The organism is Streptomyces sp. NPDC047072, assembly GCF_040643855.1.
Taxonomy (GTDB): domain Bacteria; phylum Actinomycetota; class Actinomycetes; order Streptomycetales; family Streptomycetaceae; genus Streptomyces.
On record NZ_JBEYVC010000021.1, the window covers coordinates 20,114 to 43,165 of the forward strand.

Below are 23,052 nucleotides of genomic sequence, written 5' to 3' on the forward strand. Positions count from 1 at the left end.
TCCGGGGCGTCCGGATGCCGTGCGCGAACACTCCGGTCCGGTGCCGGGCAGCGGCCGAGGTGCTCAGTTCCCGCGGGTGAGTACGTGCAGCGCGTTCCGGATCCGGTCACTCGCCTGGTACAGCCCTCGTCGTTCAGCCGGGGTCCAGGGCCGTTCCGAGTCTTTGCGGACCGGCAGGTAGAGCACGGTGGACAGCGTGATCAGGCCGACGTCGTCCGAGGTGATCTCGAGGGACTCCGCGCGGCCGCGGCGCTTCCAGCAGCGGCTGGGGGCCACCTCGTTGAGGATGCCGGGAATGGCCTCCTCCAGTCGGCGGGCGTAGGCCCCGGGCAGGACCACGGTCGCCGCTTCAAGGTGCTGCGGCGTGGACGGCGGCTCGACCGGGCTGTCGAGCCAGAACACTTCCGTCGGTTCGGCCGGCCATCGCGGCCTGCCGGAGTGGTAGGTCTGTCCGGGCAGTTCCATTCCGGTCAGCAGCCGCAGCTGGTCCAATCGCTCGAAGCGGGCCCGGTCGACGGACACCGTCCACCGGCTGCCGCAGTCGCGGTGCGCGCACTGCGCCTCGGCGCTCGCGTGGCCGACGGACAATTGGGCGAACACGCGCTCCCAGATGCTGGTCCCGTCAGTTCCGTCAGTCCCGTCGGCCCATTCGGCATGGCCGTACGCCGGGTGCCGGGCGGGATCGTAGTGCTGCAGGAGCAGTCGCATGGTCGGCAGGATCCGGGCGGCCCGGTTACGTATCGGCGGGTGCCCGGCCGTCCGGCAGCCGGGGCAGCGCATCAGGTGCTCGACGCCACGCCGGGTGTGGACCCAGAAGCCCTCGCTCCCGTTGCAGCTGCGGCACAGCGGTCCGCGGATCAGGCCGTGGTCGTGGCAGTGGTCCCAGAACGCGGCCGGGTCCGGGCACAGGTCGCACCCGTAGACGCGGGCGGGCGGCCGGTAGCGCGGATGGTAGACGGCGCCGGTGTGCTCGCCGGTGTGTCGGGGCAACAACGGCGAGCGTTGGGCGGCGAGTTCGAGTGGAGGTATGTGGGTCACGGGCTCAGCCTGGCGTACGCCACTGACAACGTCGCTCGCGCTCGCATCAGGATGCGGCGTTGGGGCCGGCCGTGACGAAGGCGGCAACGACGGCGGTGATCTCGGCGGCGGTGATGCTCGTCGTCCAGAGAGCGTTGTGGGCGGAGCAGCTCAGGGTGAAGGCCAGGCCGGAGGCGACGGGAGTGGTGTCCTGGACCCACGGGCGGCTCAGGCAGCGGCCGTGTCGTTCGATGTCGCGTACATGCTCGGTGGCGACGTCGACGCGGAAGCGTTCCGGGAGGGTCTGCTCGCTCCGGCAGCCTGAGCAGTTCAGCAGAAGGGCGAGGGCGCCCGGGCGCTCGAGGAAGCGGACGCCTTTGCCTTCGTAGGTGTTGCAGCTGGCGCAGAGCGGGCCGCGGACCAGGTTGTGGTCGTGGCAGTGATCCCAGGTGAAGGCGCGGCTGAGCCCGCACAGCCGGCACAGGAAGCGGTCGGGCCGGCTGGTGCGCGGCACCTTGGCGTAGGCGACACCGTCGAGATGCCCGGCGTACGGCCCGCAGGCCGCGACCGAACACGCGGGGCACAGCGTGACGTAGCCGCGCGGGGTGGGTGCGCGCCAATCTCCGTAGCGCGGAGCGACGTTGCCGCATCCGCGGCAGAGGCGGGCCTGCTCCAGCAGCTCGTTGTCGCGAGTCTGCCACCGGTCCATCAACGCGACGTACTCGCGCGGCATCTGCCAGGACGTTCCCGTCCAGGCCAGGTGATCCAGCGGATAGGTGCCGACGCGCACCATCTTGCCGAACCGGGCGCGGAAGGCCTCCATCGTCAGCGATCCGGGCAGTCCCTGGGGGTTGACGGTGTGCAGGAGGTCCCAGTCGCTGTCCGGCTCCCGCTCGTGGAAGGCGGCGTTGCCCATCCAGCTGATGATCTCGCTGCGCCAGTTGGTGTCCGGGCCGAGCCAGTCATCGCCCTTGTCGCCGCGGATCTCGCCCGGCTGCCGGACGGATAGGGGGACCTCGACGAGGTCATCCGGTTCGAACCGCAGGCTGGCCAGGGCGCGGCCGGCCTTCTCGACCTCGTCGGCGACGAACCACCAGCGGTTCTTCGCCTTGTGCCCCTCCAGGGCGGTGTCGCCGAAGAAGACATGGCCGTGGTGATGGAAGCCGCGGGTGCCGAGGGCGGCCACGGCCAGGCGCATCGGGCACGTGCGGGTCAGCTCGGCGAGCAGATCCCGGGCCTGCTGAGGGCTGATGAGCATGACCAGAGGATGGCACCGGCCACTGACAACGGCTCCGGGCCTGCGGTCTCAGCTGCCGTACGGTTTAAGCCGGTACGGCTGTGACCTGGGCACCGAAATCCGCGATGCGGTTGCTCACAAGGTGCGTTCTGCAGCAGGAGATTCAGTGCTGTCCCCATTGGCGCCGGTCCGATCCTCGACGACGGAGAGGTCCAACTCGGCGGCACGCTCGTCGAGATACAAACTGCTCGACCGCCAGGCCGAGCCAAGGGTCAGAAGCGATGCCTGTCCGGCTGCGGCGAACCCGGCCGAGACCCTTTCCAGCGCATGGCTCATGGCCTCCATGGTGGCTTCCGCCTGAGTGTCGGCCGTCTGGTAGTGCAGCGCGATGCCGCACGACTCCACGCTCGGTCCGTCAGATTGCGGAAAACCGTAGTCCCAGCGGATCGTCGGCAGGTTCACGGCGCAGTACCAGGTCAACCTTGTCTGTCTGTGTCACGAGGCGGTGCCCCTGACTGAAATCTTCCCTGCGCTGAAGAACGCACTGAAGTCTTTCGTGCCGTACTGAAATCTTCACTGCGTTCCGACCCCGGCCGCCAGCCAGGTGACCCGTCTCAGCGAAGGCGACGCGGTTCTCACGGAAGATGAAGGGATGGATGTTCGTCTCACTGAAGGTTGATCGCGCAGGTCACAGCCGCCTCACCGACCTCGCCGCAAGTCGGCTGCCCGGTAGCGGCCCGGCCTAGCGTCATCGGCGCCGCCACTCGCCAAGGCGCTTGCCGTCCACCTCGGAGTCTCCGTCGTCCCGCTGACCAGGGCCGGTTCATCTTCGGTGAGACGAACCCGGATCCGTTCACCTTCGATGAGAGCCGCTCAATATCCGCTGAGACGGGTCACCAGGGCGGTGGCTCCGTCCGAACCGATCCGCCACGCCAAGTGTCTACCTGAGTAGACAGTTACTGTGTGTTGCGGATAATGTCCCCTACGTCACCAACTGACCCGTCTCAGCGAAGGCGACGCGGTTCTCACGGAAGATGAAGGGATGGATGTTCGTCTCACTGAAGGTTGATCGCGCAGGTCACAGCCGCCTCACCGACCTCGCCGCAAGTCGGCTGCCCGGTAGCGGCCCGGCCTAGCGTCATCGGCGCCGCCACTCGCCAAGGCGCTTGCCGTCCACCTCGGAGTCTCCGTCGTCCCGCTGACCAGGGCCGGTTCATCTTCGGTGAGACGAACCCGGATCCGTTCACCTTCGATGAGAGCCGCTCAATATCCGCTGAGACGGGTCACCAACCCTCTGATGAGCGAGTTGAGATGGATCTGATCCCAGGCCGTGTCTATGCCGCAGACGAAGTCCCGGAGCTGGACCCGGACTCGGCACCGCAGTACCGCACCGCGCCGTGGCCTCTGTGTTGGGGCACGCTCAGCTTCGAGATCCGCAACCATCTGAACGGCTGGATGACCGTCGTCCGAGGCCGCAATGCTGCCGAACCCGGCCACCCCGTGCTGGAGAACCACGGGTGGGTGGCGATGGCCCGAGAACACGACGCCACCGCCGTTCTCCACGGCTTCCTCGACGATGCGCAGATCGCCGCCGGCCGTGCCGTCGTCGACACCCTGACCGTCGCCGCGTGCACGCGCAAGGGCTGGGACGACGACAACCGGGTCGTCGTCGCCGAGGAAGAGCCGGGCAACGGCCGGTGGGCGGTTGCCTGGCTGCACAACGGCCGGCCGGGCTACGCCGAGCACGAGTCCTGGAAGGCAGCACACACCGAAGCGGCACGGCAACTCGACATCATGGCCGAGAGTTTCATCATCACCGGCGACACCTACACGGCCGCGATCGCCAGCGCCCATTTGCGGCGCTGCGCCCACCAGATCCGCGGCCGGATACTGACGGCGGACCTCGGCGACACCGTGCGACAGCGCAGATCCGAGATGAAGCGGGACCGCACCGTCACGAAGATCTCGACCGGGCTCGGTGTCGAGCGCGCCTTCCTGTACCGGGTCTTCGAGGGAACCGAGTGGACGCGATGACCTGGGCTGAGCACCGATCCGTCGGCTCGCCCTCGCTGCCGGCGGCGGAGTCCCACCGATCCGGCCGGTGCGTCTACGAAGGGCTTCAGCAGATCATCGAGCTCATGGCGGAAGTACGCCGCGCACGTGCCGCTGCCACCTCCAGCACTCCTTTCCTCGAGCTCTTCGCGTCCCTCGTAACGGCGGTGTCCGCCGGGGAGTGGCGCACGGTGCAGGAATCGGCCGACGCGCTCGAGCACCTGTACGGAGACCTTGGAGAATCGGGCCAACACGGCCTCCACACCGTGGCGTTCCCTGCGCTGTCCGTCGAGACACGCCTCCACAAGATGCTGGAAGCCTTCGGCTACCCCGCGCAGAGCGTGCACCGACTCCTCGCCGCCGCAGAAGGCACTACACCGGCTTCGCCCGCGGACGTCCACCAGGAAGCGCTGCGTGCCGAACTGCAGGCGTTCGCCCACAGGAACACGCACCGCGACGAACTACTCCTCGAATCCGTTGCGGCCGAGATCCCCGAGGCGGAGACCGCGCGTCTGTCCGGCCTCGCCCGCGGGACGGTACGAGCCGTGCGCGGACGGGCCACGGACAAGACATCAGCCCCCTGGCGCGGCGCTGCGGTGCCGGCGCAACCACGCCGGCAGCCGGTCCCCACGGTGCCGCCGACGCTGTTCCTCGCTCCTGAGTAGCGCCCCCTACCGCAGGGGCCTCACGCCGCCAAGGCTCCGGCCGACAAGCTGTCCCTTGATGTCGCCTGCCGATCAGTGGCCGCGCATGCGCCGGTCGTACTCCGCCGCTGGTTCCAGGCCCATCGAGGCGCGGCGTTGATCGAGCCGGTCAGGGTCGGCCACGGGCTGCAGGCGCAGGTTCGAGCCGTCTCCGTCATCGGTGTACTGCGTTCCATACACCTGGGGTTCGCCGGCCGCGACCAGAACCCGGTCAGTGAGGTAGGCGAGGTGGCGTGGAGAGGCGTCCTCTGCCGCGACCGCCTCCTTCAGGACTTCGAGCGCCTGGCGCTGGAAAGCGGGGGCGAGGTCGGCGTGCTGAGCAAGGAGCCAGGCCTCATCGGCTCCCTGTTCGCCCACTAACGCGATGCCTGGCCAGCCGTGTTCGGCGATGACGTGCTTGAGCCAGGCCGTGTTGTCGGCGTCGATCTGGCAGATCTCTTGCCCGTCACGGGTCTTGGACGCGCGACGGCGTGCGGCTTGGTCTTCTTCGGCGCGCCGATGGAGCTCGGCGGCGAGGTCGTGGTTCATTGTGCGGGGTCTCCTCTTTCGTGACTGGGCAGGCAAGGGGGACACAGGATGCAGTCCGGCGCGAGGCGTCAGAAGCGTGCCGGAGACCGGCCTCCGGAGGGCGGGTAGGGCCTACTTGTCGTCGAGGTCCTCGCCGTACGTGACGTCGAGTTCTGCGGCCAAGGCCTCGGCCAGCTGCAGCGTCTGTGCATGGTTGATGACCACCTGCTTCAGTGAGGCGATGCCCCGAAGCTGGGAGAGGTCGTTGCCACGCAGGTCCAGGCCGCGGTACTTGCCACTGTTGAACTCGGTCAGCCGCAGATCGCAGTCGTCGAAGGCAGCCGCGCTCAAGTCCGTCGCGTCGAACGTGGTCTCGCGCAGCGAGCACTGGACGAAGATCACGGCCCCGACGGCTCGGACACGGGTGATGGTGCTGTAGTCGAGCTTGCAGTTCTCAAACAGAACGTCGTCGAGGGTGACGTCCTCCACGGAAGCGCCCATCAGCTTGCAGTCCCGGAAGACGGCGCGGGTGACCTTGCTGTCTGACCAGTGCAGGGAGGACAGGTCGCATCCGCTGAATTCCACGGAGTCGATGCGGAGCTTGTCCAGGCGGGCCCGCTGGGTCCTGAGTCCGGCGACGTGTCCGTCGATCAGATGCGTGTCGGCCAATTCCAAAGCCCGCAGATCGGCGTCGCCGTAGCGGAACTCCGCGACCCGGCCACGGCCGCCTTCGAGCGAGGTGACGTTGGACAGATACCGGCCGGGCTCGTCCAGCGAGGGCAAGGTGACGCTTGTGCGGCGGATCGTGCGGGTTCCCATCGAGAAGCCTTCCAGCGAGGTGGGCCTGTGCGGTGCCGGCGACGCGCCCGCGGCGGGGAGCTCGCCGGAGGGATCACTTCTTTTCAGTTGTCCCAGTTGAGGTGAGGTGATTGTCAAATGGATCGGGGCGGAAACAGCCCGCCTCTCGCTCTGTGCTGATGGGGCGTGAATTGCTCCCGGGCCGGCCGCCAGGGCTCGTATGCCGGAGGCTTCGGGAGTGTTTACGTATGCTCCGCCGCACTGGCGGTGTGATCCCGCTCGGCCGGGCCCTGCGCAGACGGCGTAGATGCCCAACAGCAACCCAGGCAGGAGGGACGATGCGCGGCACGACGGTAGCCGACCGCTACCGGCTGACGGAGGTCGTCGGAAGCGGAGGAATGGGAGAGGTCTGGCGTGCCGAGGACCTGCAGGCCGTGCACGACGTCGCTCTCAAGATCATCCCCTTGGACCGCGACATGGTGCGGGAGGCCGCCTTCCGCCGCGAAGCCGGCGTGGCCGAGCGTCTGTCCCATCCGCACGTCGTCGCCGTGCACGACCACGGCGTCGCTGAGATCGGGGGCCAGCGGGTGCTGTTCCTCGTCATGGACCTCGTCGACGGCCAGCCCCTCAGCGCCCTGATCTGCCGCCCGCTTCCGGTCGCGGACACGGTGACGTGGGCCGCCCAGATCTGCCAGGCCCTGCTCGCCGCCCACCAGGCAGGGGTCGTCCACCGCGACGTCAAGCCGTCCAACCTGCTCATCGACCGCCGTAGCGCCGCCATGCTGTGCGACTTCGGCATCGCCCGCCTCCCCGGCAGCCACCACACGCTGACCGTCACCGGCGCCGCCATCGGCACCCCCGCCTTCATGTCGCCCGAGCAGGCTCGTGGCGACAAGGACGTTGGCGCGCCCAGCGACATGTACTCGCTGGGCTGCACGATCCACGCGCTCCTCACCGGTCGTGCTCCCTTCACCGGCGCCGGCTGGCAGATCATCCACCAGCACCTTCACCAGGCGCCCGCCGCCCTGTCCGCCCTGCGCCCCGACGTCCCCCGCGAGCTCGAGCAACTGGTCCTGGAACTCCTGGACAAGGACCCCGGCCGACGCCCGACCGCGGCACAGACCCTCGAGCGGCTCGACCACCTGCGTGCCGCCGTCGCCCACGCCGCAGCACCGACCCTCACGGCGCCGGCTTCGCAGCCGGCGCCCACCGTCGTGGACAGCCAGCTCCCCGCGGCCCGCTCTCGCCACGGTGCTGCTGGGACCAGCACCGTCACTGGCGCCCTGATCGCGGCTGAACTCACCTGGGCCGCCCAGGTGCCCCACCTCTGGGCGATCACGCTCGGCGTACTCGCGGGACTGCTCGTGAGCGGCCTGCACCTGCTCGACCCGCCCTCCTCCCGCCCAGGGGAACTGCAGGTCCCCACCGTCGGTCTGTTCACCATGCTCCTGGCCGCGCTCGGTACGTCCGTCGCCCTCCTCCTCACCCACCCCATGATGTGGCCCGTAGCGCTGGCCATCGCCGTCCTGGGCGGACCCGTCCTTGTGGCTGGCACGGCCACCGTGCGGCGCGCCGTGCAGCACGCCCTGCACCGCTCCGCTCGGCAAGCCGAGCTCACGGCAACCGCTGGCGGCCTCCACACGGCCGCGCTGCTGCTCGCCGCCGACTACGCCGGCTTCTCCCGACCAGCCATGCTGATGGCCGCCCTGGTGCTCTGGCCCGCCACGGCACTGTTCACCGCCCTGGTCACCACCCGCAAAGCCGCCGAGCACCGGACCAGCCCTTCCGCACTACGCCGCACGGGGGCGGCGGCTGGGCGTACCTCGAAGGCCGAGACCGCCGTTGTCCGGTCATGAAGGACGCCACCACCGCCGACGGCGAGACCGTGCCGGCTTACGCGATCGAACAACTCCTGCCCACGATCGGCTGTGACTCCGGCCTGCGCCGCCGCGCGAGCGCGGTCCTCACCGAGGAGGCGACGTACGCGTACGGTCTCGCCTACGGCCTGTCGGGCGGCGGCGATCTCCGTGCCGAGGCACACGATGTAGCCGTCACCAACCTCCTGGGCAAAGCCGTCCCGGCCGCGGTGGCGTTCGCGCTGTACCACCTCGACGCGCTCCTGCCCGACCTGACCGCCGAGCAGTGGGACCGCATCAACTGCCGCAGCCTGCACCTGCGGATCAAAGAGGAGCTCTCCGCAGTGCACGACACCGATACCGAGGACCTGCCGCCAGCGCTCCCGGAGTGCCAGAACTGAAAGGTGGCGCGGGGACCGTGTCCATGACGCCCCTGTCTCACGGCGGTCAGCTCGCCAGACCTAGCCGATGCTTCCCGCCACCTGGTCCGCCAAGGTTCGCAGTGCATGTGAAGCGGAGGGAAGCCGTATCCGGCCCCAGTCCGTCTCGGGCCAGTTGCTCTCCAGCTCCCAGACACCGGCTTGCGCGCGATGGATCTCGGCGACGAACGCGACCTCGCGGCCCCAGTACACGGCTCCCAGGACGACGCGGCGGAGGCCGTCAGGGTGCCCGACCGAGAAGGTGAGCGTTCCGTCGGGCTCGAAGCCGTCCTCCGAATTCTGCGGCCACTTGTACGTCCCGAGCCAGTGCGGCACCTCTTCATCCCGGGCGTCGTGCTCCTGGGCGCTGGCCGCGTCGCCGAGTGCCGCGGCGACCTTTCGCGCGGCTTGCCGCATGATGCGGCGTATCTCCGCCTCGTCGCGGACATGATCGTCCTGCGGGCCCCAGCCGCTACGAAATCCGGTGTTCCTGACCACCGGGACCTGGGCGCAACGCAGCCACAGATCCAGTTCCTCCGCCAGGGCATCGATCGTCAGCCGTTCGACAGGGTCGTTTCGCGTGGCGGCTTCGAGTACATGTTCAAGGGCATCCAGAGCGTCGTGGTCCCCCTTCCAGCGGCGGTTGAGGTCGTAGTCCTCGGCCCCGGCCCGGAAGGTTCCCGGCAGCGGCAGCACGCCGAGGGGGTGGATGAACGCTGAAAGGGTCTGCGCCAGCGAGTAGACATCGGCCTGGCGGCCTTCCTCCCGCTGGGACATGCTGCGCATCTCCGGGGCCATGAACCACAGCGGACCCAGCTTCTCGCCCACCACGGTCGCGCCCGCTTCGCCCCAGTAGGCAATGCCGAAGTCCGCGAGCACGGGGCCCTCGTCGTACCAGAAGAGGTTGTCGGGCTTGATGTCGCGATGGTAGATCCCCCGGCCTGCGAGCTCGCTCAGGGCCTGCGCCAGAGCCTGCAGGTGCCCCACGATCTGCTGCAGCGTGGTCGTCTCCAGGAAGACGGACTGGAGCAGCTGGGCCTTCGGCATCACGTACCAGGTCGGTTCGTCTCCGCCGGCGATGTCGAGGACGGGAAGGATCCTGGCCACGCCCTCGTGCGTCAGCTGCCGCATCTGGAGGGCTTCGCTGTGGAAACGCTGACCGCGCGGCTTGTCGGGCGCGTGGGAGCGGTACTTCAGAACCGCTTCCTCGCCGGTCGCTCTGCGCCGGACGCGCCGGACGAAAGGCTTGTTCGAGTCTTCGATCAGGGGGCCGAGATTCCTCCAGCCCGGTACATCTGCGTTGTAATTGACCTTCGACATCCGCTCAGAGTAGAGATCCGGAAGCGAACGGATCTGCGGAATCGGCCACTTGGTCCGCGAACGGCGACAGCGCGACGGCCGTCGTCCCAGGGGCGGCTGCTGCCGCTGCTGTCACCGTGAGGCCGGTGCGGCCTGCAGGAGCCCTTTGCGGTATCGGGACAGGGCCGTGTTCTCGATCTCGGAGCGGGCCTGCACCCGGTGGATATTCAGCCGGCGGACTGTAGCCGTGATCGCGCCTTCGAGCGTGCCGTCTTCGGTGACCGAGCGGACCACGGCCAAGCACTCGCGGTCGTAGTCCTCGTAGCAGCCGCCGGTCCGGGTGTCCTTCACCGCCAGCGGCCCGAAGCCCTCGCGCACAGAACCGTCGTGGAACGCCCGGTGAGCATCGGCCATCCTCCGACGCTAGCGCCCAGCGGTCCGGCCCGGACGGCAAACAGTCCGACTTCACCGCCACGGCGACACGACCAGGCCGGGGCGCCGGCCGCCGGAAAATCCGTCTGCTCCCGCTGTCACACCGAGCGCCGTCCGCACACCTGTAGCAGGTGACCAGACGGAACCACTCCGGGAGTTGCTCGTGAACCTCGCCCTGACCCCCTACACGCCCCGCCAGCAGTGGGGCCTGCGCCCCGACGCGGCCCTCTCCCCGGACGCGCTGCGCCAGATGGCCACCGGCGAGAACGAGGAGACCGCACGCGCCGAGCTGGCCGACCTCACCGAGACCGGGCGCGTGATCCCCACCGCCTCCGCCGGACAGGCTCTCGGTGAAGCCCGGATCTTCCATGCCCTCATGCACACCTACGGCCGGCACCGCTCCACCCTGACCGGCGGCCCCTACGGTATCCGCGCCCTCACCCCGCACACCGAGGACCTGGTCGTGCGGATCGCCCCTTCCCAGCTGGCCCGCTGGATCGACGCCCTCGCCTACCGGCCGGACGGCCACGGTGTCGCCGGCCTGCGCTGGGCACCCCACCGCTCCGGCACGGCCCTGGTCCTGGCCGACATGACCCTCGTCCTGGACGGCATCGACGAGACCACCTGGCGCGCGGCCCTCGCCGCACGCTCCGCCGACCACGCCAGTCTCATGCCCCACTGGATTCCCGTCATCGTGGACGAGGCCCAGCAGGCCGCCGCGCAACGCGACGACCTCGCCGGCATCGCCGACCACCTCTCCGCCACTCTGCGCCGCATCCGCCTGGTTGACCCCCTCGCCCGCAACGGCCACGTGCACTTCTTCACCACCCGCCACCTCGGCGACCTCCACCTGATGGAGGCCTGCGAGGCCACCCCCACCGTCTTGCCGCTGTGGACCTCCAGGTCCCTGCCCCTGGCCCTGTGGCCCACCGGCCGCACCACCGACCACGCCCCGGCCGACCCGCACGACGCTGTCCTGGACCTCGTCACCACCGTCGAACCCACAGCCATCCCCGCCGACGCCTCCCGCGGCGCACAGGACCGCGCCGCCCTCGCGCTCTGCCACCTCTCGGGCAACCGCCCCGAACCCGCTCTCGTACGGGCCGCCGACCACGCGCTGGCCGTCGCCGCCCGGATTCTCGCCGACCCCGCCCACGCCGGCCTGTACGCCGCTGGCGGCTGGTCCGGCAGCTGCCGCAGCTACCCCGAAGGCTCCGTCCACGGCGCCGACCCCTGCATCCCGCCCGGCGCCGAACAGGTCACCGACCTCCCCGACGACGAGCTCATCCGCATCGGAGCCAGCACCCTCGCAGACTCCTCGGACAACAGCCGACTCGTGCAAGCCGGCCAGGACGAACTCGTCCACCTCCTCGACTGGGCCCTCGCCGCGGCCACCCGCCCCCACGCCCGCCCCGACTGGACCCGTGAAAAGCCCCTGGCGCTGCTGCGCTCCACTCAGCCGCTGGCCGGCCGTGACGGAACACTCGAACTCACCGCCAGCACCACCGGCGTCTACCGCGCCCGCCTGCACAACCTCAAGCTGGCCGAGCTCGCCCAGGAAGACGACACCGTCGAGTGGGAACGCGAAGCCGCCCCCTCGCAGAGCGCCGCCGTCCTGCTGGCCGAACACGCCGCGATCGAGGCGGCCGCCTGCCTCCCCTTCCAGCGCGAGCACCGACAGCAGCGCCTCCTGCTGCCCGACCCCGTCACGGACACGCCCACGATCCGCACCGTGATCGCCGGCGCCGACTACGTCCTCGGCTTCACCACCCTCGCCAGCGTCCTGGGCCGGCTGCGCCACCGAGTGGAGACGATGTACGGGAGCGCCGACGGGCACTGGCAGACCGACTCCGCGGCCCCCGACGACCCGAGCGACTACCCCGCATCCCTCACCGCCTACATCAGCGACTGGTTCGCGCTGCCCTCTCCCCGCCATGGAGAGGAGGCGAACACCGCCGCCGTCGACACCACCGCCTACTTCCGCCACCTGGCAGCACACCGGGCCGCGTTCGACCCGTTCGTCACCCGCTACCTCGCCGCGGCCGACCGCCTGAGCGGAAGCCGCACCTTCGCCGAACGCCACATGGCCGGCACCGCCGCCCTGCGCACCACGGACCTGGCCGCCCTGGCCTGCCAGGACGTACGCCCGGTCCGCGAACGGCTGCTGCGCCTGGTCCGGTCCATGCCGGACGACCCCGACCAGCTGACCGCGTGGTACGAGGACCACCTTGACCAGCCGTCATGACACCGCCCGCCACGCGCAACGGTGCGGGCCGGGAGCGGCGTTCGGCGTCAGGCGCCGTGCCACTCCTGGCGGTTCTTTTTCCACTGCTCGTTCGCCCGGGCCCGCTCCACGTCGGCGTCCAGCCGCTCGATTCGAGCTGTGGAGTCGATCAGTACGTCGGCATGCGGCAGCCCGCCTCGGTGGAACCGGTGGCCTCGGTCGACGATGATCACCGTCCGGGCGATTCCTCTGAGGTTCGGCATCGCCATCGACGCCTCGACGAAGAGGCCCGCAGGCCCGCCGACTACCGACACCACCGCAACCCAGTCATCGGCCGTGGCTTGCCACGGGAAGATCAGGTCCCCGCCGTTCGGGCCCGTTCCGGCAGGCAGTCCGACCGGTTCTGGCTCCAGCGCCTCGGCTTCGCGGGAGATCAGGCAGAGTCCGGCAACGGTCATACGGAAGTCCCCGAAACGTGCCATCTGCCACAGAAAGGTGAGCTGTCGCGACACCCGACGCCAGTCCTCGGCGCGGTCGCCGGTGACCGCGCCGTCGGTGGCCAGCACCTTCAACGTACGGATGACGAAGCCGTACCGGGCGCGTTCACGGCCCTGGTTGCCCTTCATGTCCTCGGGCAGGGGCGGGAGCTGGTCGATCAGACGCGTCGCGTGACGACGCGTGGACGGGGTGGGCATCGTGAGTCCTCGGAACGGCTGGGAGGGCGTGCCGCCGCAGGCGGCGGCATCCGGGTGCGGCGGGCGGCGGAACGGGTTCGTGCGGTGCTAGCCGTGTGCCGGGACGGTCCAGCCGAAGAAGAGCCAGGCCGGGGCGTCGCCGGGCTGGTCGAGCAGCAAGGCTCCTGCGCTGCCGGTCGCGACGCGGGGGTCGTCGTCCTCGATGAGACGGTCGGCCAGCCATTCGGCGTCGTCCTCGGTGAGCGGGCCTCCGTCCGCGCCGTCGAAGGCGGCGTAGGAGTCGCCGAAGTAGCCTGCCGCGACGGCGCGCAGCGGCGCCCGGTCGGGGACGACCACAACGGTGTCGACCTTGGTGAGGTCCGCGCGGCGGACAAAGGGGTCCGAAGGACGGGAGTTGTCCTCGGCGGCGGCCAGTGCAAGGGCGGCTTCGGGGGTGGCGCCGCGTGCGATGAAGCGGAACAGCATGGGGGGCTGGTACATGGCGGTCCTCACCTGGGTCGGGGGAAGTCGGACAGGGCCCGGCATCGGTGTCAGAGGGCGGGCGGACGGGCGATCAGAGGGAATGGCCGGGGATGACGCCGTCGCTGCGGCGCGCGGCGTGCATGAGGCGGGCCAGCGCGGAGGGCACCGTGCCCGTCGCGTTCGGGGCGTCGCAGCGCTGCCCGGCGATACCCACACGGGGCTGCTTGCCGCGGGTGCGCATGACGTGGAACGCACGCTGGTTGAGATCGACGGCGTGTACGACGCGCACCTCTTGGCTGTCGGGCAGGAGGTGATTGACGCGTACGCCCATCCGCCGCAGGACCATGAGATGCGGGGGCAGCTCGGCGTGGGCCTGCCTGTTCCATCCCTCGAAGATGAAGCCGACCGCGGCTACGGAAGCCTGGGCCGGGTCACTCGGCTGGATGAGGCCCGGGACGGGAGGCAGCGCGCATGCCCGCCGCTGCAGAGCGTCGACGCGCTCGGGCGTGAACGCCGCCTCCACCTGGCCGCCTGGAAGAAGGCGCAGCGTGAACAGCCGGGAGGGGCGGTCCCATCCCTGGCGCTCGCCCAACTGGTCTTCGATCTCCGTCAGCGCGGCGGCGATGATGTTGGCGCTGGGGTCGGTCGTCCGGGGCAGAGGGGCGGGGAGGGAAAGGACGTGGGAGTCCCAGGGCATGGCGAGGCGCCTTTCGGTGTGGCCGTGGGGGAGTGCGGCCGCGCAGAAGCGGCCGGAAGGAAGAGGGGGCCGGGCATGCCCAACCCCGATACGATCACGGTACGCGGTGAAACATGAAATGGCAACGCTTGTGTGCTGTGGATCGGGAGAACGAGTGACCGGTCTTCGCGTGTGGCCGGGAGCCGGCGGACCCGGCGGTCACAATGGGAACGGTCCTGACGGTAACCGGCTAGTGGGGGAGTGCTCTTTGTCCATCGACCGTTCGCAGCCAGTCATCGTTCCTGCGGAACTCGCTGCCCGTACGGCCGGACACCTCGCCATCCCCGCCTCGCGGGCGATCGGGGCCCCCAGGACCACCCCCTTGACCGCGATGAACGCGGACGCGTTCCGCGGTGCCCTGCAAAAGGCCATCGCCGACGCCGACTCGCCCGCTCACGCCGCCCCGGTGGCCGCGGAAGCTGCCCGCCGGCTCGACCGGGGCCTCCTCGACGTCCCCGACCTGCGGCTCCTGCTGCTGGACGCCCCCGCCTCGGACATCTGGATGTCGGTACGGCGCAGCGCACTCGCGGCCGTCCGCTCCACTCCAGCCCTGGCGCCGAGCATCGTCTCCATGCACGCCCAGCTGCTGCGGCTGCCCCCGGCAAGCGTCCGTGAAGGCCAGGGCGCAGGACATCCGCCCAGCTTCCTCGCGCAGGCCGCGTTCACCCTCAACAGCCGGGAGTTCACCGGGAGCATCCAGCGGTCCAGCACCCGCAAAGACGCCCGGCAGAAGGCCATGACCACGCTCGTCGCCGCCCTCGCCGGGATGGAGGACCCGCTCGCCGCCCATGCCGTCGCCGCCTGGCCCGACGCGCTCAGCTCCGCAGTACCGGCCCAGGCACCGGCACCCGGCAAGGGCCGCAGCCCCATCTCGGTCCTGAACGAGTTCGCTCAGGCCGGTCACATCACGACGCCCGATTTCCATGTCTGCGCGACCGGAGCCACCTTCACCGCAACGGTCAGAGCCGTGCACCGCGGCCAACAGCTCACCGCGACCGGGGAAGCGACGAGCAAGCAGAGCGCCCGCGCGGCCGCCGCCAGCAGCGTCCTTCACCTGCTGCAGAACGCTCTCACCGCCGACTCCGCCCCCGCCGCGGTGGACGACGATCCCCAGCCCGCTCCCTCGCCGGCACCCGTCACGACCATGACCCGTGCCCGGACGCAGGAACCACCGGCCCCCGCCCCGCCAGCCACCGCCACCGACCTGTACCGGGCCCGAGACTTTCTCCAGCACACGCTGGCCCAGGGGGCGGCGCTCACGCTGCTCCCCGCTCCCCACCCCGCCCGCACGATCTTCCTGGCCTTCCAGCCCGACGGCACCGCTCTCACCGAGACGAGCCCGCCGCCGCCCCTTCAGACCCTCACCCGCGACCTGGTTGTGGCCGGCCCCGGCGGTGTCATGCCGCGCCGCGCCGAGGTGACCGGCATCGCCGTCCCCCTCGACCTCGTGCTGACGGCGCTGCTCACTCCCAGCGAGGACGAGCACGCATCCGTCACCGGGTGGCGCCACGCGCTGCGGCTCGCCCTGACCTGTGTCGCCCAGCAGCGCGTCCACCCCACGCTGACTCCCACCGGTCAGGACTGCTGGCGCATCGGCCCGGTCACCAGCCCCCTGCGCGCCGCCGTCGGCGCGGCCGCCGCCCAACTGCCCCCGGAAGGCCACTGCCTCCTCGCCGCCAGCACCCCCGTCCGCGTCATGGCCCCCGAGACGGCGGTGTGGAGCCTCCTCGACGCCGCCGCCGACACCATGCTGCGCACCCCCGGCACCGCCACCGTCTTCGGTCCCGGCCCCTACAGCGGACCCCCCGCCCAGAACGACCTTCCGCAGCCGGAGCTGTGGAAGTGGGCGGACGCCATCGAGGACCTCGCCGACCCACAGCCCGTCCCCGGCCTGGTCCTGCGGATCAAGCAGCCCGACACCAGCAGCGGCACACCGACCGCACCGGTCACCCTGTACCTCAAGGACGCGAACGGCGACGACAGCGCGCCGGCGATAAGCGTCTGGAACGGGCAGTCACCCCCCTCCGGCCTCACACCGGCACTTCTGCCGGGAGTACGCCGTCTCCTGCGCCGCGCCGCGCGCGCCTTCGCCCCGCTGCACAACCTTGCCGCGAGCGAACTGCCCAACGGCACCGCCTTCTCCGCGCGGGACCTGGCCCAGCTCTACCACCACGCCGAGACCCAACTCGCCGACCTCGGCATCAGCGTCGACTGGCCCGCACACCTGCTCGGGGCCCTCACCGCCACGGCCGTCATCGGCACCCACAGCAGCGACAGCGAGGACGACCCCGCCGCACCCGGCAGCGGCCTGCTCTCCCTGGAGCGGCTCGTGGATTGCCGCTGGCACATCAACATCGACGGCGAGCCGCTCACCGACGACGAGATGACCGCGCTCGCGCAGGCCGCCTGGCCGCTCATCCAACTGCGCGGGCGCTGGCTGCTCCTCGACCCCGACACCCAACGCCGTGCCCAGGAACGTCAGTTGCCGCCGCTGCCGTCCCTCGACGCACTGGCCGCCGCCCTGTCCGGCGCCCTCACACTGGACGGCGAAACCCTCGACGCCCGGCCCGCCGGCACGATGGCCACCCTCGTCGACGCCATCCGCCAAGCCCCCGACGCCCCGCAGCCCGTCCCGCCGCCGACGGCACTCAAAGCCGAGCTTCGCCACTACCAGCACCGCGCCCTGACCTGGCTCGCCCACACCCTGAACCTCGGCTTCGGCGCCCTGCTCGCCGACGACATGGGGCTCGGCAAGACCCTGACGACCATCGCCCTGCACCTCCACCGTGCCGAGACCGCTCCGGCGGGACCCACCCTGGTGGTGTGCCCGGCGTCCCTGGTGACGAACTGGGAGCGGGAGATCACCCGCTTCGCCCCCACCACCACGGTCTCGCGCTACCACGGCGCCGGCCGCAGCCTCGATGCCGACACACACGATGCCGACGCCGTCGTCATCACCACCTACGGCACGCTGCTGCGCGACACCGCGGCACTCGCCAAGGTCGGATGGGGCCTGGTCGTCGCCGACGAAGCCCAGCACATCAAGAACCCGGCCGCAGCCACCGCCAAAGCACTGCGCGAGGTGCCCGCCCACGGCCGGCTGGCGGTCACCGGCACCCCCGTGGAGAACAACCTCACCGAGCTGTGGGCCATCCTCGACTGGACCAACCCCGGACTCTTCGGCACCCGCCGCATGTTCCGCACCCGCTACGGCGCCGTGGAGAAGGACCCCGCCTCGCCGGCCGCCGGCGCTCTCGCCCGGCTCATCGGCCCGTTCATGATGCGCCGCCGCAAGTCCGACCCGGGCATCGCCCCGGAACTGCCCGGCAAGGTGCACCACAACCGCATCGTCGCCCTCACCGACGAACAGACCGGCCTGTACGAGGCGATCGTCCGCGACACCATGGCCAAGATCGCCGCCAGCACCGGCATCGAGCGCCGCGGCCTGGTCATCCAACTGCTCCAGGCACTGCGCCAGATCTGCAACACCCCCTCGCAGTACCTCAAGGAACCTCTCGACGGCGCCGACCCAGCCGCGCTCGCCCTCCGCTCCGGCAAGCTCGCCGCACTCGACGACCTGGTGCCGATACTGGCCGAGCGCGGTGAAGCCGCCCTCGTCTTCAGCGGCTACGTGCAGATGGGCCGGATCCTCGAGCACCACCTGCGTGCCCGAGGCCGATCCGTGTACTTCCTCCACGGCGGCACCCCGCCCGCCCGCCGCCAGGACCTCGTCGACGCCTTCCAGAACGACCCCGACCCCGCCCCGCTGTTCGTCCTGTCCGTGAAGGCGGCCGGCACCGGCCTCAACCTGACCCGGGCCGAGCACGTCGTCCACTACGACCGTCCCTGGAACCCGGCCGTCGAGGACCAGGCCACCGACCGGGCTCACCGCCTTGGCCAGCGCCGCACCGTCCAGGTCCATCACTTGATCACGGAGGGCACGGTGGAGGACCACATCACCGAACTCCTCGCCCGTAAGCGGGCGTTGACCGAGGCGGTCCTCACCTCCGGGGAGAGCGCGCTGGGCGACCTCGACGACGCCGAACTCGCCGCCCTCGTCACTCTGGGGACCCGATGACCGGATCCGGCAGCTCCCGCAGCATGATTCCCGTCGCCGCCGCCTGGAAGCAGAACTTCCACCTGGCCACCGACGGCTCCGGCGCCTACACCAAAGGACTCAACCTCCAGCGAAATGATGCCGTCGGGCAGATTCACGCTGGCCCCGGCCGGATCGCCGCCGCCGTCGCAGCGAAGAAGGGCACCCACAAGCCCGTCTTGCTCGTGCCCGAGTTCAGCGCTGACGAGTGGCACGCCCTGGCCGACCGGCTCGCCGGCATCCCCCAGGCGGTCGCCGACCTCCTCGCCAACCGCGTCCCGGCCGCCGTCGCCGACCCGGCCGTCGCCGGCCGCATGGCCATCGTCCCGGCTCCCGAGGAGATCACCTTCTCCTGCTCGTGCCCCACCGGACACGTGGGCCGGGTATGTGATCACAGCGCCGCCCTCGGACACGCCATCGCCGAGCGCCTCACCACCCACGCGTCGGTGCTCCTCGCCGCCCGCGGCATGACCACCCGCGCACTCTCCGCGCTGTTGCGCGACCGTCTGGCCGACACCGGCCCCGGCAGCCTCCCAGCCGAAGCCGACGGGACCGTCCGTGCCGACCAGCTCTACTCGCTGGCCGCCCACCGCGCTCTTCAACCGGTCGCGGTCGAACCCGAACTGGACACCGTCGCCCCGCTCACCATGGGCGAACCTCCCGCGCCGTGTCCTGCTGCTCGCGACCTGGAGTGGATGATCAACGACGCCGCTGCCCGCGCCCGCGCCCTCCTGAACGGAGAGGCCGGACAACCGCATGACGCGCTCGCTGACACCGTCCGCATCCTGGCCACCCCCGACGGCGTCAGCCGCCTGCCGGAGGCTGTCCGGACCACCGGCCACACCGAGGCGACCCTGCGCAGGATGATGGTCGGCTACCGGCACGGCGGACCGGCCGGCGCACACGCCGCCAGCGCCCCGATCCCGACGCCACGCGCCGCCCTGGAAGAGGCACGAGCCGCGATCCAGTCCTCCCGCGCCCTCGGCCTCGGCCGGCTCGACATCACCGACGGATCCCTGACGGACGACTCCCTCGGCATCCAGCTCCGTCCCGGGCCCGACGGCCGGTGGTACCCCTTCACCAAGGCCGGCGACGAATGGCGCCCGGCCCCGGGCTGCTCCGACGATCCAGCTCGCGCCTACCAAGCGGCCCGCCGGGCCCGAGCCGCCCGCCCGGCAGCGAGGTGACACAGACGCCTACCAGCCCCGGGGGAACCGGTGGAGCATCGACGCAACGACCTCGGCCTCACCGACGGAACTTCCAGGCAGGCAACGAGTGGTCCTCGCTTCCTAGGCGACGCTCTTGAGCTGTGAGGGCACCAGGACCGTCCTGTGGCGGTGTACGGCGCAGCCCGAAGGGGGTCTTCGTGCCATCGAGGTAGCCGTCCCTGCTGAGTTCGCGCAGCACAGTGATCACCACGCATCCAGTCAGATCGTCGGGCCACAGGGACGGCGCGGTCCCGAATTGCCGCCAGGTCGGGCCATGCCGGTGCGAGTGACGGAACGTATCGATCCACTCCAAGCCATCTCCCGCCAGGCAGGATCGCTGGGCAAGCGTGCGGCACGCTCTCTGACGGACTTGGTGATCTTCCATCTCCGGCGGTGACCCTCCACGCCCAGGCCCTCGTGAGAGCCTCCAGCCCCACCTCGGCGGTCACTTCCGGGCACAGGAGACAGCCGAGGCTGGCCCGATGGAGGCCTGTACCCGCTCGGCCCGGCTCGGCCGGGCCGACTGTCGGCCCTTCAGCCTTGTCGGCCTCATGGATTCTTCGATGCGCGGGCGTGAGCGGCCGCAGCGCTGACGGGTCGCACGGGGTACTCGGGATGCCCGCTCCACAGGTCCGCCATGTCCGTCAGTTCGGCCAGCAGCCGGCGGGCCTCGTCGAAATCGCCGCCGGAGACGGCATCGGCGTAGCACTGGTGGAGATCGTGGGCGTCGCGCCATGCTCGAACGTAGTCGTCGTGTCCCTCCGGGTGCCGCTCGTCTCGGAGTTCGTCCTGACGGTCACGGACGAACTGATAGACCTCTACACCCCATTGCAGATCCACCAATGTCCTCCCCGCTGTGATCCCAGGCAGCATCATTCTCCCGTACGCCAACGCACCACAGGCGAGTTCGTCCCCGAAGAGCGCGAAACGGCGGGGCGGCCTGCGGCACGCGGTTGCGGCCCCGGACGGGACGCGGCCCGCCGGCGTCATTGCCCACTCCGGCCGCAAGCCGGGCGAGACCGAGGAGATCGGCACGATGACGAGCGGCACTCCCCAGCCCCCCGGTGCCCGCCCGGTACTCCACCGGTGGCTCACCAGCGCCACTGACACCCACCCCGTGCGGCTTCTGGAAGCCGCCGCGGGTACGAAGCCGGCGGTGCTCATGGGACTGGATGCCCTGGAGACGATGGCGGCTGCTCTCGACGGCGTGACCACCGGCGACGCACGCTGGAGAAGGAAGATCGCGGAGTTCGGGCAGCTGACCTCGATGGGGCAACTTCTGGAGATGAGAGCCGAGTTCGCCCTCGCCCTCGCGCTGACCGAAGCCGGGATCGGCTACCAGCTGGGTGACACCAAGATCGCGAACCCCGGTCTCCTGCTCACCCGCTCCGGCGCCGTCTGCGCCGGGATCGAAGTGACCGCCCGGGCGCCGCAGAACATCAACGAACTCGTCGAGAAGGTGGAGGCGGCCAGCAGCGGCCGGTTCGACGTCGACCTCGCCTTCGACCGCTACCCCAGCCGTCTGCAGCCGGACGTCGCCGAAAAGGCCGCCGCTGCGGTGCTCGCACAGGCCGGCGCCCTCGAGGCCGGAAGCCCGGCCGTGGCCGAGGTCATCCGGGTCGAGGACCCCAAGAACGCCGGTCACCTGGAGATCACCGTCCAGGTCTGCCCGGGGAACGGCGCGGTGGGCTGGGAAGTCACCGCCGGGACGCTCGCCAGCCCCCTGGCTGCCGCCGAGTACGCCGCGTTCGAAGCCGGCCGCGGCGCGCAGAAGGCGGCCCAGGGTCGCTCCCTGAACGGCGGGCCGGTGCTCCTGGCCGTCGACGTCTCCCGCTACGGCGCCGCGTGGATGCGCCCCGGCAGGGTGTGGGCCCAACAGCTCGCCGCCTCCGAGCACTTCACGCCCGACTACCCATTCGCCGGACTCGCTGTCCTGCGACAGAGCCTGGAACAGCCGGGCTTGACCGACATCGGCGTCGGTCTGTCGCCCCATCTGCCGGCGGCCGACCGGCAGGTCCTCCAGGACCTGTGCACCACCCTCGGCTGGCCTTGCGCATAGCGGCTGTCGGCCTCAGCCGGCCTTGTACGGTGGGTTCACGCGCCGAGCCCACCGGACGGATGCGTGACCTCCGACCGTGGGACACGGGCTCAGCCGGAGCGTCCGCGCGACATCAACCCGATCGGCGAGCGCTCGCTCCTGGAACTCAGCCCTGCGCCCCGACGAACGGAGACACCCCGGAGTATCGGCGGGCGCGGTCAGGGAGCGATGGGCTGGCAGGGGGCGGTCCAGTCCGACATGGTGATCTGGGTCCAGCCTTGGTCGGTCCTCGCGTCCTCGCGGGCGGCGGCCTCGACTACGTAGCCGTGTGTCTCCAGGACCCGTACGGCCTGCTCCCGGGGCAGGACCGGAACCTCGCCGCTGGCGGCGATCATGTAGCGCCCCGGGTCGTCGGGGTGAGCCGTGGTGCGTGCTTCAGCGGGACCGAGGTCGATGTTCGGGCCGGCGGCAACGCCCAAGTCCGGTCCGATGACGGACATCGTCCACCGCTCGCGGAACACACCGACCTCGGCCCGGTACAGGGCTGGCAGTTCAGCATGGTCGGGGTGAGCCTGTGCCACCGGGATCTCCTTGTAGAAAGTGGCCACCAGCACGTCGGCGAGGTGCAGATGGCGAACTTAGCGCAAGGCACCGACACGGCCATGAGTACCACCTCGCCGTCTCACCACCAGGGAGTAGATCTCTCCAGCGACTGTTCCCTGGTCCGCCGACAGTAGACGGCCCGCCCGGACGCGCCGGTCACTCGGTGCGGCCCCGTGCTCCGGTACTTCCGCTCAGCCGCCTGGGGCGGACGCGACTCGCCTCGCGGACCGTTGTGATCAGCAGCAGGTCGCCGAGCTCCTGCAGGCGAGCCGAGGCGCTGGGAATGGTGTGGAGCATCCGGCGGACGTCGTCGTTGTAGACGCCGCGTCGATGTCCTGCTCGGTCAGCATCTCGCGCCACGCGAGGCCGCCGTCGGCCGGCGCGTAGCTGCTGAGCTCCGCCCTGTCCTGCTCAGTGGGAGCGACGTCGAGATGGAACATGTCCAGGCTCATGGGGGCATTCCTTCTGTGGCGGGAACGAGGGACGCGGGACCGGCGCACGCAAAGTAGCGCCGCCGGTTTCGGCTTGAATGCGTTGTGATCCTCGGCCCGCCACGGCAGGAAATGCCCTGCCGCCGACTTTGTAGGGGTCGTGACGTACCGACCGGGCCGGTCGGCCATCGCCTGCCCGAAGGCCGACCGTACGGCAGCGCACCCTGGGGGAAGCCGG

The 23,052-nt window shown here is 70.5% G+C and carries 21 protein-coding genes; 8 read left to right on the forward strand and 13 right to left on the reverse strand.

Features of this window, described 5'->3' with window-relative positions; all coding sequences use genetic code 11:
* Positions 1–63: 63 nt before the first annotated feature.
* The 3 genes from ABZ896_RS12350 to ABZ896_RS12360 form a co-directional block, all read right to left on the reverse strand.
* Complete coding sequence (locus ABZ896_RS12350; protein ID WP_360926130.1) at positions 64–1,038, reverse strand: endonuclease domain-containing protein; 975 nt, start codon at positions 1,036–1,038, stop codon at positions 64–66.
* A gap of 46 nt (positions 1,039–1,084) precedes the next feature.
* Positions 1,085–2,275 carry an endonuclease domain-containing protein gene (locus ABZ896_RS12355; RefSeq protein ID WP_360926133.1) on the reverse strand — a complete coding sequence of 397 codons (1,191 nt, stop codon included), beginning with the start codon at positions 2,273–2,275 and terminating at the stop codon, positions 1,085–1,087.
* A 114-nt stretch (positions 2,276–2,389) separates the two neighbouring features.
* The gene (locus ABZ896_RS12360; protein ID WP_360926136.1) at positions 2,390–2,716 is read right to left on the reverse strand and encodes a hypothetical protein; all 327 of its coding nucleotides are present in this window, start codon (positions 2,714–2,716) and stop codon (positions 2,390–2,392) included.
* Between the two features lie 849 nt (positions 2,717–3,565).
* Between ABZ896_RS12360 and ABZ896_RS12365 the strand changes: the two genes are divergently transcribed.
* A complete protein-coding gene (locus tag ABZ896_RS12365) occupies positions 3,566–4,288 on the forward strand; it encodes a hypothetical protein (protein WP_360926139.1) in 723 nt (240 codons plus the stop codon).
* Positions 4,276–4,971 carry a hypothetical protein gene (locus ABZ896_RS12370; protein WP_360926142.1) on the forward strand — a complete coding sequence of 232 codons (696 nt, stop codon included), beginning with the start codon at positions 4,276–4,278 and terminating at the stop codon, positions 4,969–4,971. Before ABZ896_RS12365 ends, ABZ896_RS12370 begins: the two co-directional genes overlap by 13 nt.
* A 72-nt stretch (positions 4,972–5,043) precedes the next feature.
* Here ABZ896_RS12370 and ABZ896_RS12375 read toward each other — a convergent pair whose 3' ends face one another.
* Positions 5,044–5,538, reverse strand: coding sequence for a DUF6624 domain-containing protein (locus ABZ896_RS12375; protein ID WP_360926145.1), 495 nt, complete (start codon positions 5,536–5,538; stop codon positions 5,044–5,046).
* Between the two features lie 111 nt (positions 5,539–5,649).
* Positions 5,650–6,336 (reverse strand): pentapeptide repeat-containing protein, encoded by a 687-nt coding sequence (locus tag ABZ896_RS12380; RefSeq protein ID WP_360926148.1) that lies wholly within the window; start codon positions 6,334–6,336, stop codon positions 5,650–5,652.
* A gap of 317 nt (positions 6,337–6,653) precedes the next feature.
* On the opposite strand from ABZ896_RS12380, the gene ABZ896_RS12385 reads away from it, so the two are divergent.
* Positions 6,654–8,171, forward strand: coding sequence for a serine/threonine-protein kinase (locus tag ABZ896_RS12385; RefSeq protein ID WP_360926151.1), 1,518 nt, complete (start codon positions 6,654–6,656; stop codon positions 8,169–8,171).
* The gene (locus tag ABZ896_RS12390; RefSeq protein WP_360926154.1) at positions 8,168–8,572 is read left to right on the forward strand and encodes a hypothetical protein; all 405 of its coding nucleotides are present in this window, start codon (positions 8,168–8,170) and stop codon (positions 8,570–8,572) included. The genes ABZ896_RS12385 and ABZ896_RS12390 overlap by 4 nt, the downstream gene beginning before the upstream one ends.
* A 60-nt stretch (positions 8,573–8,632) precedes the next feature.
* Here ABZ896_RS12390 and ABZ896_RS12395 read toward each other — a convergent pair whose 3' ends face one another.
* Together ABZ896_RS12395 and ABZ896_RS12400 are read right to left on the reverse strand one after the other, a co-directional pair.
* Positions 8,633–9,910 carry a protein kinase gene (locus tag ABZ896_RS12395; RefSeq protein ID WP_360926156.1) on the reverse strand — a complete coding sequence of 426 codons (1,278 nt, stop codon included), beginning with the start codon at positions 9,908–9,910 and terminating at the stop codon, positions 8,633–8,635.
* Positions 9,911–10,021: 111 nt separating this feature from the next.
* Entirely contained in the window at positions 10,022–10,303 is a 282-nt protein-coding gene (locus tag ABZ896_RS12400; RefSeq protein ID WP_360926160.1) for a hypothetical protein, read from the reverse strand.
* A 181-nt stretch (positions 10,304–10,484) separates the two neighbouring features.
* Here ABZ896_RS12400 and ABZ896_RS12405 point away from each other — a divergent pair, with 181 nt between their 5' ends.
* A complete protein-coding gene (locus ABZ896_RS12405; protein WP_360926163.1) occupies positions 10,485–12,566 on the forward strand; it encodes a hypothetical protein in 2,082 nt (693 codons plus the stop codon).
* A 47-nt stretch (positions 12,567–12,613) separates the two neighbouring features.
* Here ABZ896_RS12405 and ABZ896_RS12410 read toward each other — a convergent pair whose 3' ends face one another.
* The 3 genes from ABZ896_RS12410 to ABZ896_RS12420 form a co-directional block, all read right to left on the reverse strand.
* The gene (locus tag ABZ896_RS12410; protein WP_360926166.1) at positions 12,614–13,240 is read right to left on the reverse strand and encodes a hypothetical protein; all 627 of its coding nucleotides are present in this window, start codon (positions 13,238–13,240) and stop codon (positions 12,614–12,616) included.
* Positions 13,241–13,327: 87 nt separating this feature from the next.
* Positions 13,328–13,720, reverse strand: coding sequence for a hypothetical protein (locus ABZ896_RS12415; RefSeq protein WP_360926169.1), 393 nt, complete (start codon positions 13,718–13,720; stop codon positions 13,328–13,330).
* Between the two features lie 73 nt (positions 13,721–13,793).
* Complete coding sequence (locus tag ABZ896_RS12420) at positions 13,794–14,399, reverse strand: hypothetical protein (RefSeq protein ID WP_360926171.1); 606 nt, start codon at positions 14,397–14,399, stop codon at positions 13,794–13,796.
* 247 nt (positions 14,400–14,646) lie between these two features.
* Here ABZ896_RS12420 and ABZ896_RS12425 point away from each other — a divergent pair, with 247 nt between their 5' ends.
* Complete coding sequence (locus tag ABZ896_RS12425) at positions 14,647–18,516, forward strand: DEAD/DEAH box helicase (protein ID WP_360926174.1); 3,870 nt, start codon at positions 14,647–14,649, stop codon at positions 18,514–18,516.
* Positions 18,513–19,721 carry a hypothetical protein gene (locus ABZ896_RS12430; protein WP_360926177.1) on the forward strand — a complete coding sequence of 403 codons (1,209 nt, stop codon included), beginning with the start codon at positions 18,513–18,515 and terminating at the stop codon, positions 19,719–19,721. Before ABZ896_RS12425 ends, ABZ896_RS12430 begins: the two co-directional genes overlap by 4 nt.
* A 570-nt stretch (positions 19,722–20,291) precedes the next feature.
* Here the strand turns inward: ABZ896_RS12430 and ABZ896_RS12435 are convergent.
* The gene (locus tag ABZ896_RS12435) at positions 20,292–20,582 is read right to left on the reverse strand and encodes a hypothetical protein (protein WP_360926180.1); all 291 of its coding nucleotides are present in this window, start codon (positions 20,580–20,582) and stop codon (positions 20,292–20,294) included.
* Positions 20,583–20,598: 16 nt separating this feature from the next.
* Between ABZ896_RS12435 and ABZ896_RS12440 the strand changes: the two genes are divergently transcribed.
* Entirely contained in the window at positions 20,599–21,801 is a 1,203-nt protein-coding gene (locus ABZ896_RS12440) for a hypothetical protein (RefSeq protein WP_360926183.1), read from the forward strand.
* A 197-nt stretch (positions 21,802–21,998) separates the two neighbouring features.
* On the opposite strand, the gene ABZ896_RS12445 is transcribed toward ABZ896_RS12440, so the two are convergent.
* Complete coding sequence (locus ABZ896_RS12445) at positions 21,999–22,361, reverse strand: hypothetical protein (RefSeq protein ID WP_360926186.1); 363 nt, start codon at positions 22,359–22,361, stop codon at positions 21,999–22,001.
* Between the two features lie 258 nt (positions 22,362–22,619).
* Positions 22,620–22,835 (reverse strand): hypothetical protein, encoded by a 216-nt coding sequence (locus tag ABZ896_RS12450; RefSeq protein ID WP_360926189.1) that lies wholly within the window; start codon positions 22,833–22,835, stop codon positions 22,620–22,622.
* Between the last annotated feature and the right edge of the window lie 217 nt (positions 22,836–23,052).

Bases quoted from the DNA above. Each gene is read 5' to 3' on its own strand.
- ABZ896_RS12430 (WP_360926177.1), top strand. From the start codon at position 18,513: ATGACCGGATCCGGCAGCTCCCGCAGCATGATTCCCGTCGCCGCCGCC.
- ABZ896_RS12365 (WP_360926139.1), top strand. From the start codon at position 3,566: ATGGATCTGATCCCAGGCCGTGTCTATGCCGCAGACGAAGTCCCGGAG.
- ABZ896_RS12415 (WP_360926169.1), bottom strand. From the start codon at position 13,720: ATGTACCAGCCCCCCATGCTGTTCCGCTTCATCGCACGCGGCGCCACC.
- ABZ896_RS12380 (WP_360926148.1), bottom strand. From the start codon at position 6,336: ATGGGAACCCGCACGATCCGCCGCACAAGCGTCACCTTGCCCTCGCTG.
- ABZ896_RS12395 (WP_360926156.1), bottom strand. From the start codon at position 9,910: ATGTCGAAGGTCAATTACAACGCAGATGTACCGGGCTGGAGGAATCTC.
- ABZ896_RS12385 (WP_360926151.1), top strand. From the start codon at position 6,654: ATGCGCGGCACGACGGTAGCCGACCGCTACCGGCTGACGGAGGTCGTC.
- ABZ896_RS12390 (WP_360926154.1), top strand. From the start codon at position 8,168: ATGAAGGACGCCACCACCGCCGACGGCGAGACCGTGCCGGCTTACGCG.
- ABZ896_RS12355 (WP_360926133.1), bottom strand. From the start codon at position 2,275: ATGCTCATCAGCCCTCAGCAGGCCCGGGATCTGCTCGCCGAGCTGACC.
- ABZ896_RS12420 (WP_360926171.1), bottom strand. From the start codon at position 14,399: ATGCCCTGGGACTCCCACGTCCTTTCCCTCCCCGCCCCTCTGCCCCGG.
- ABZ896_RS12410 (WP_360926166.1), bottom strand. From the start codon at position 13,240: ATGCCCACCCCGTCCACGCGTCGTCACGCGACGCGTCTGATCGACCAG.
- ABZ896_RS12375 (WP_360926145.1), bottom strand. From the start codon at position 5,538: ATGAACCACGACCTCGCCGCCGAGCTCCATCGGCGCGCCGAAGAAGAC.
- ABZ896_RS12400 (WP_360926160.1), bottom strand. From the start codon at position 10,303: ATGGCCGATGCTCACCGGGCGTTCCACGACGGTTCTGTGCGCGAGGGC.
- ABZ896_RS12450 (WP_360926189.1), bottom strand. From the start codon at position 22,835: ATGAGCCTGGACATGTTCCATCTCGACGTCGCTCCCACTGAGCAGGAC.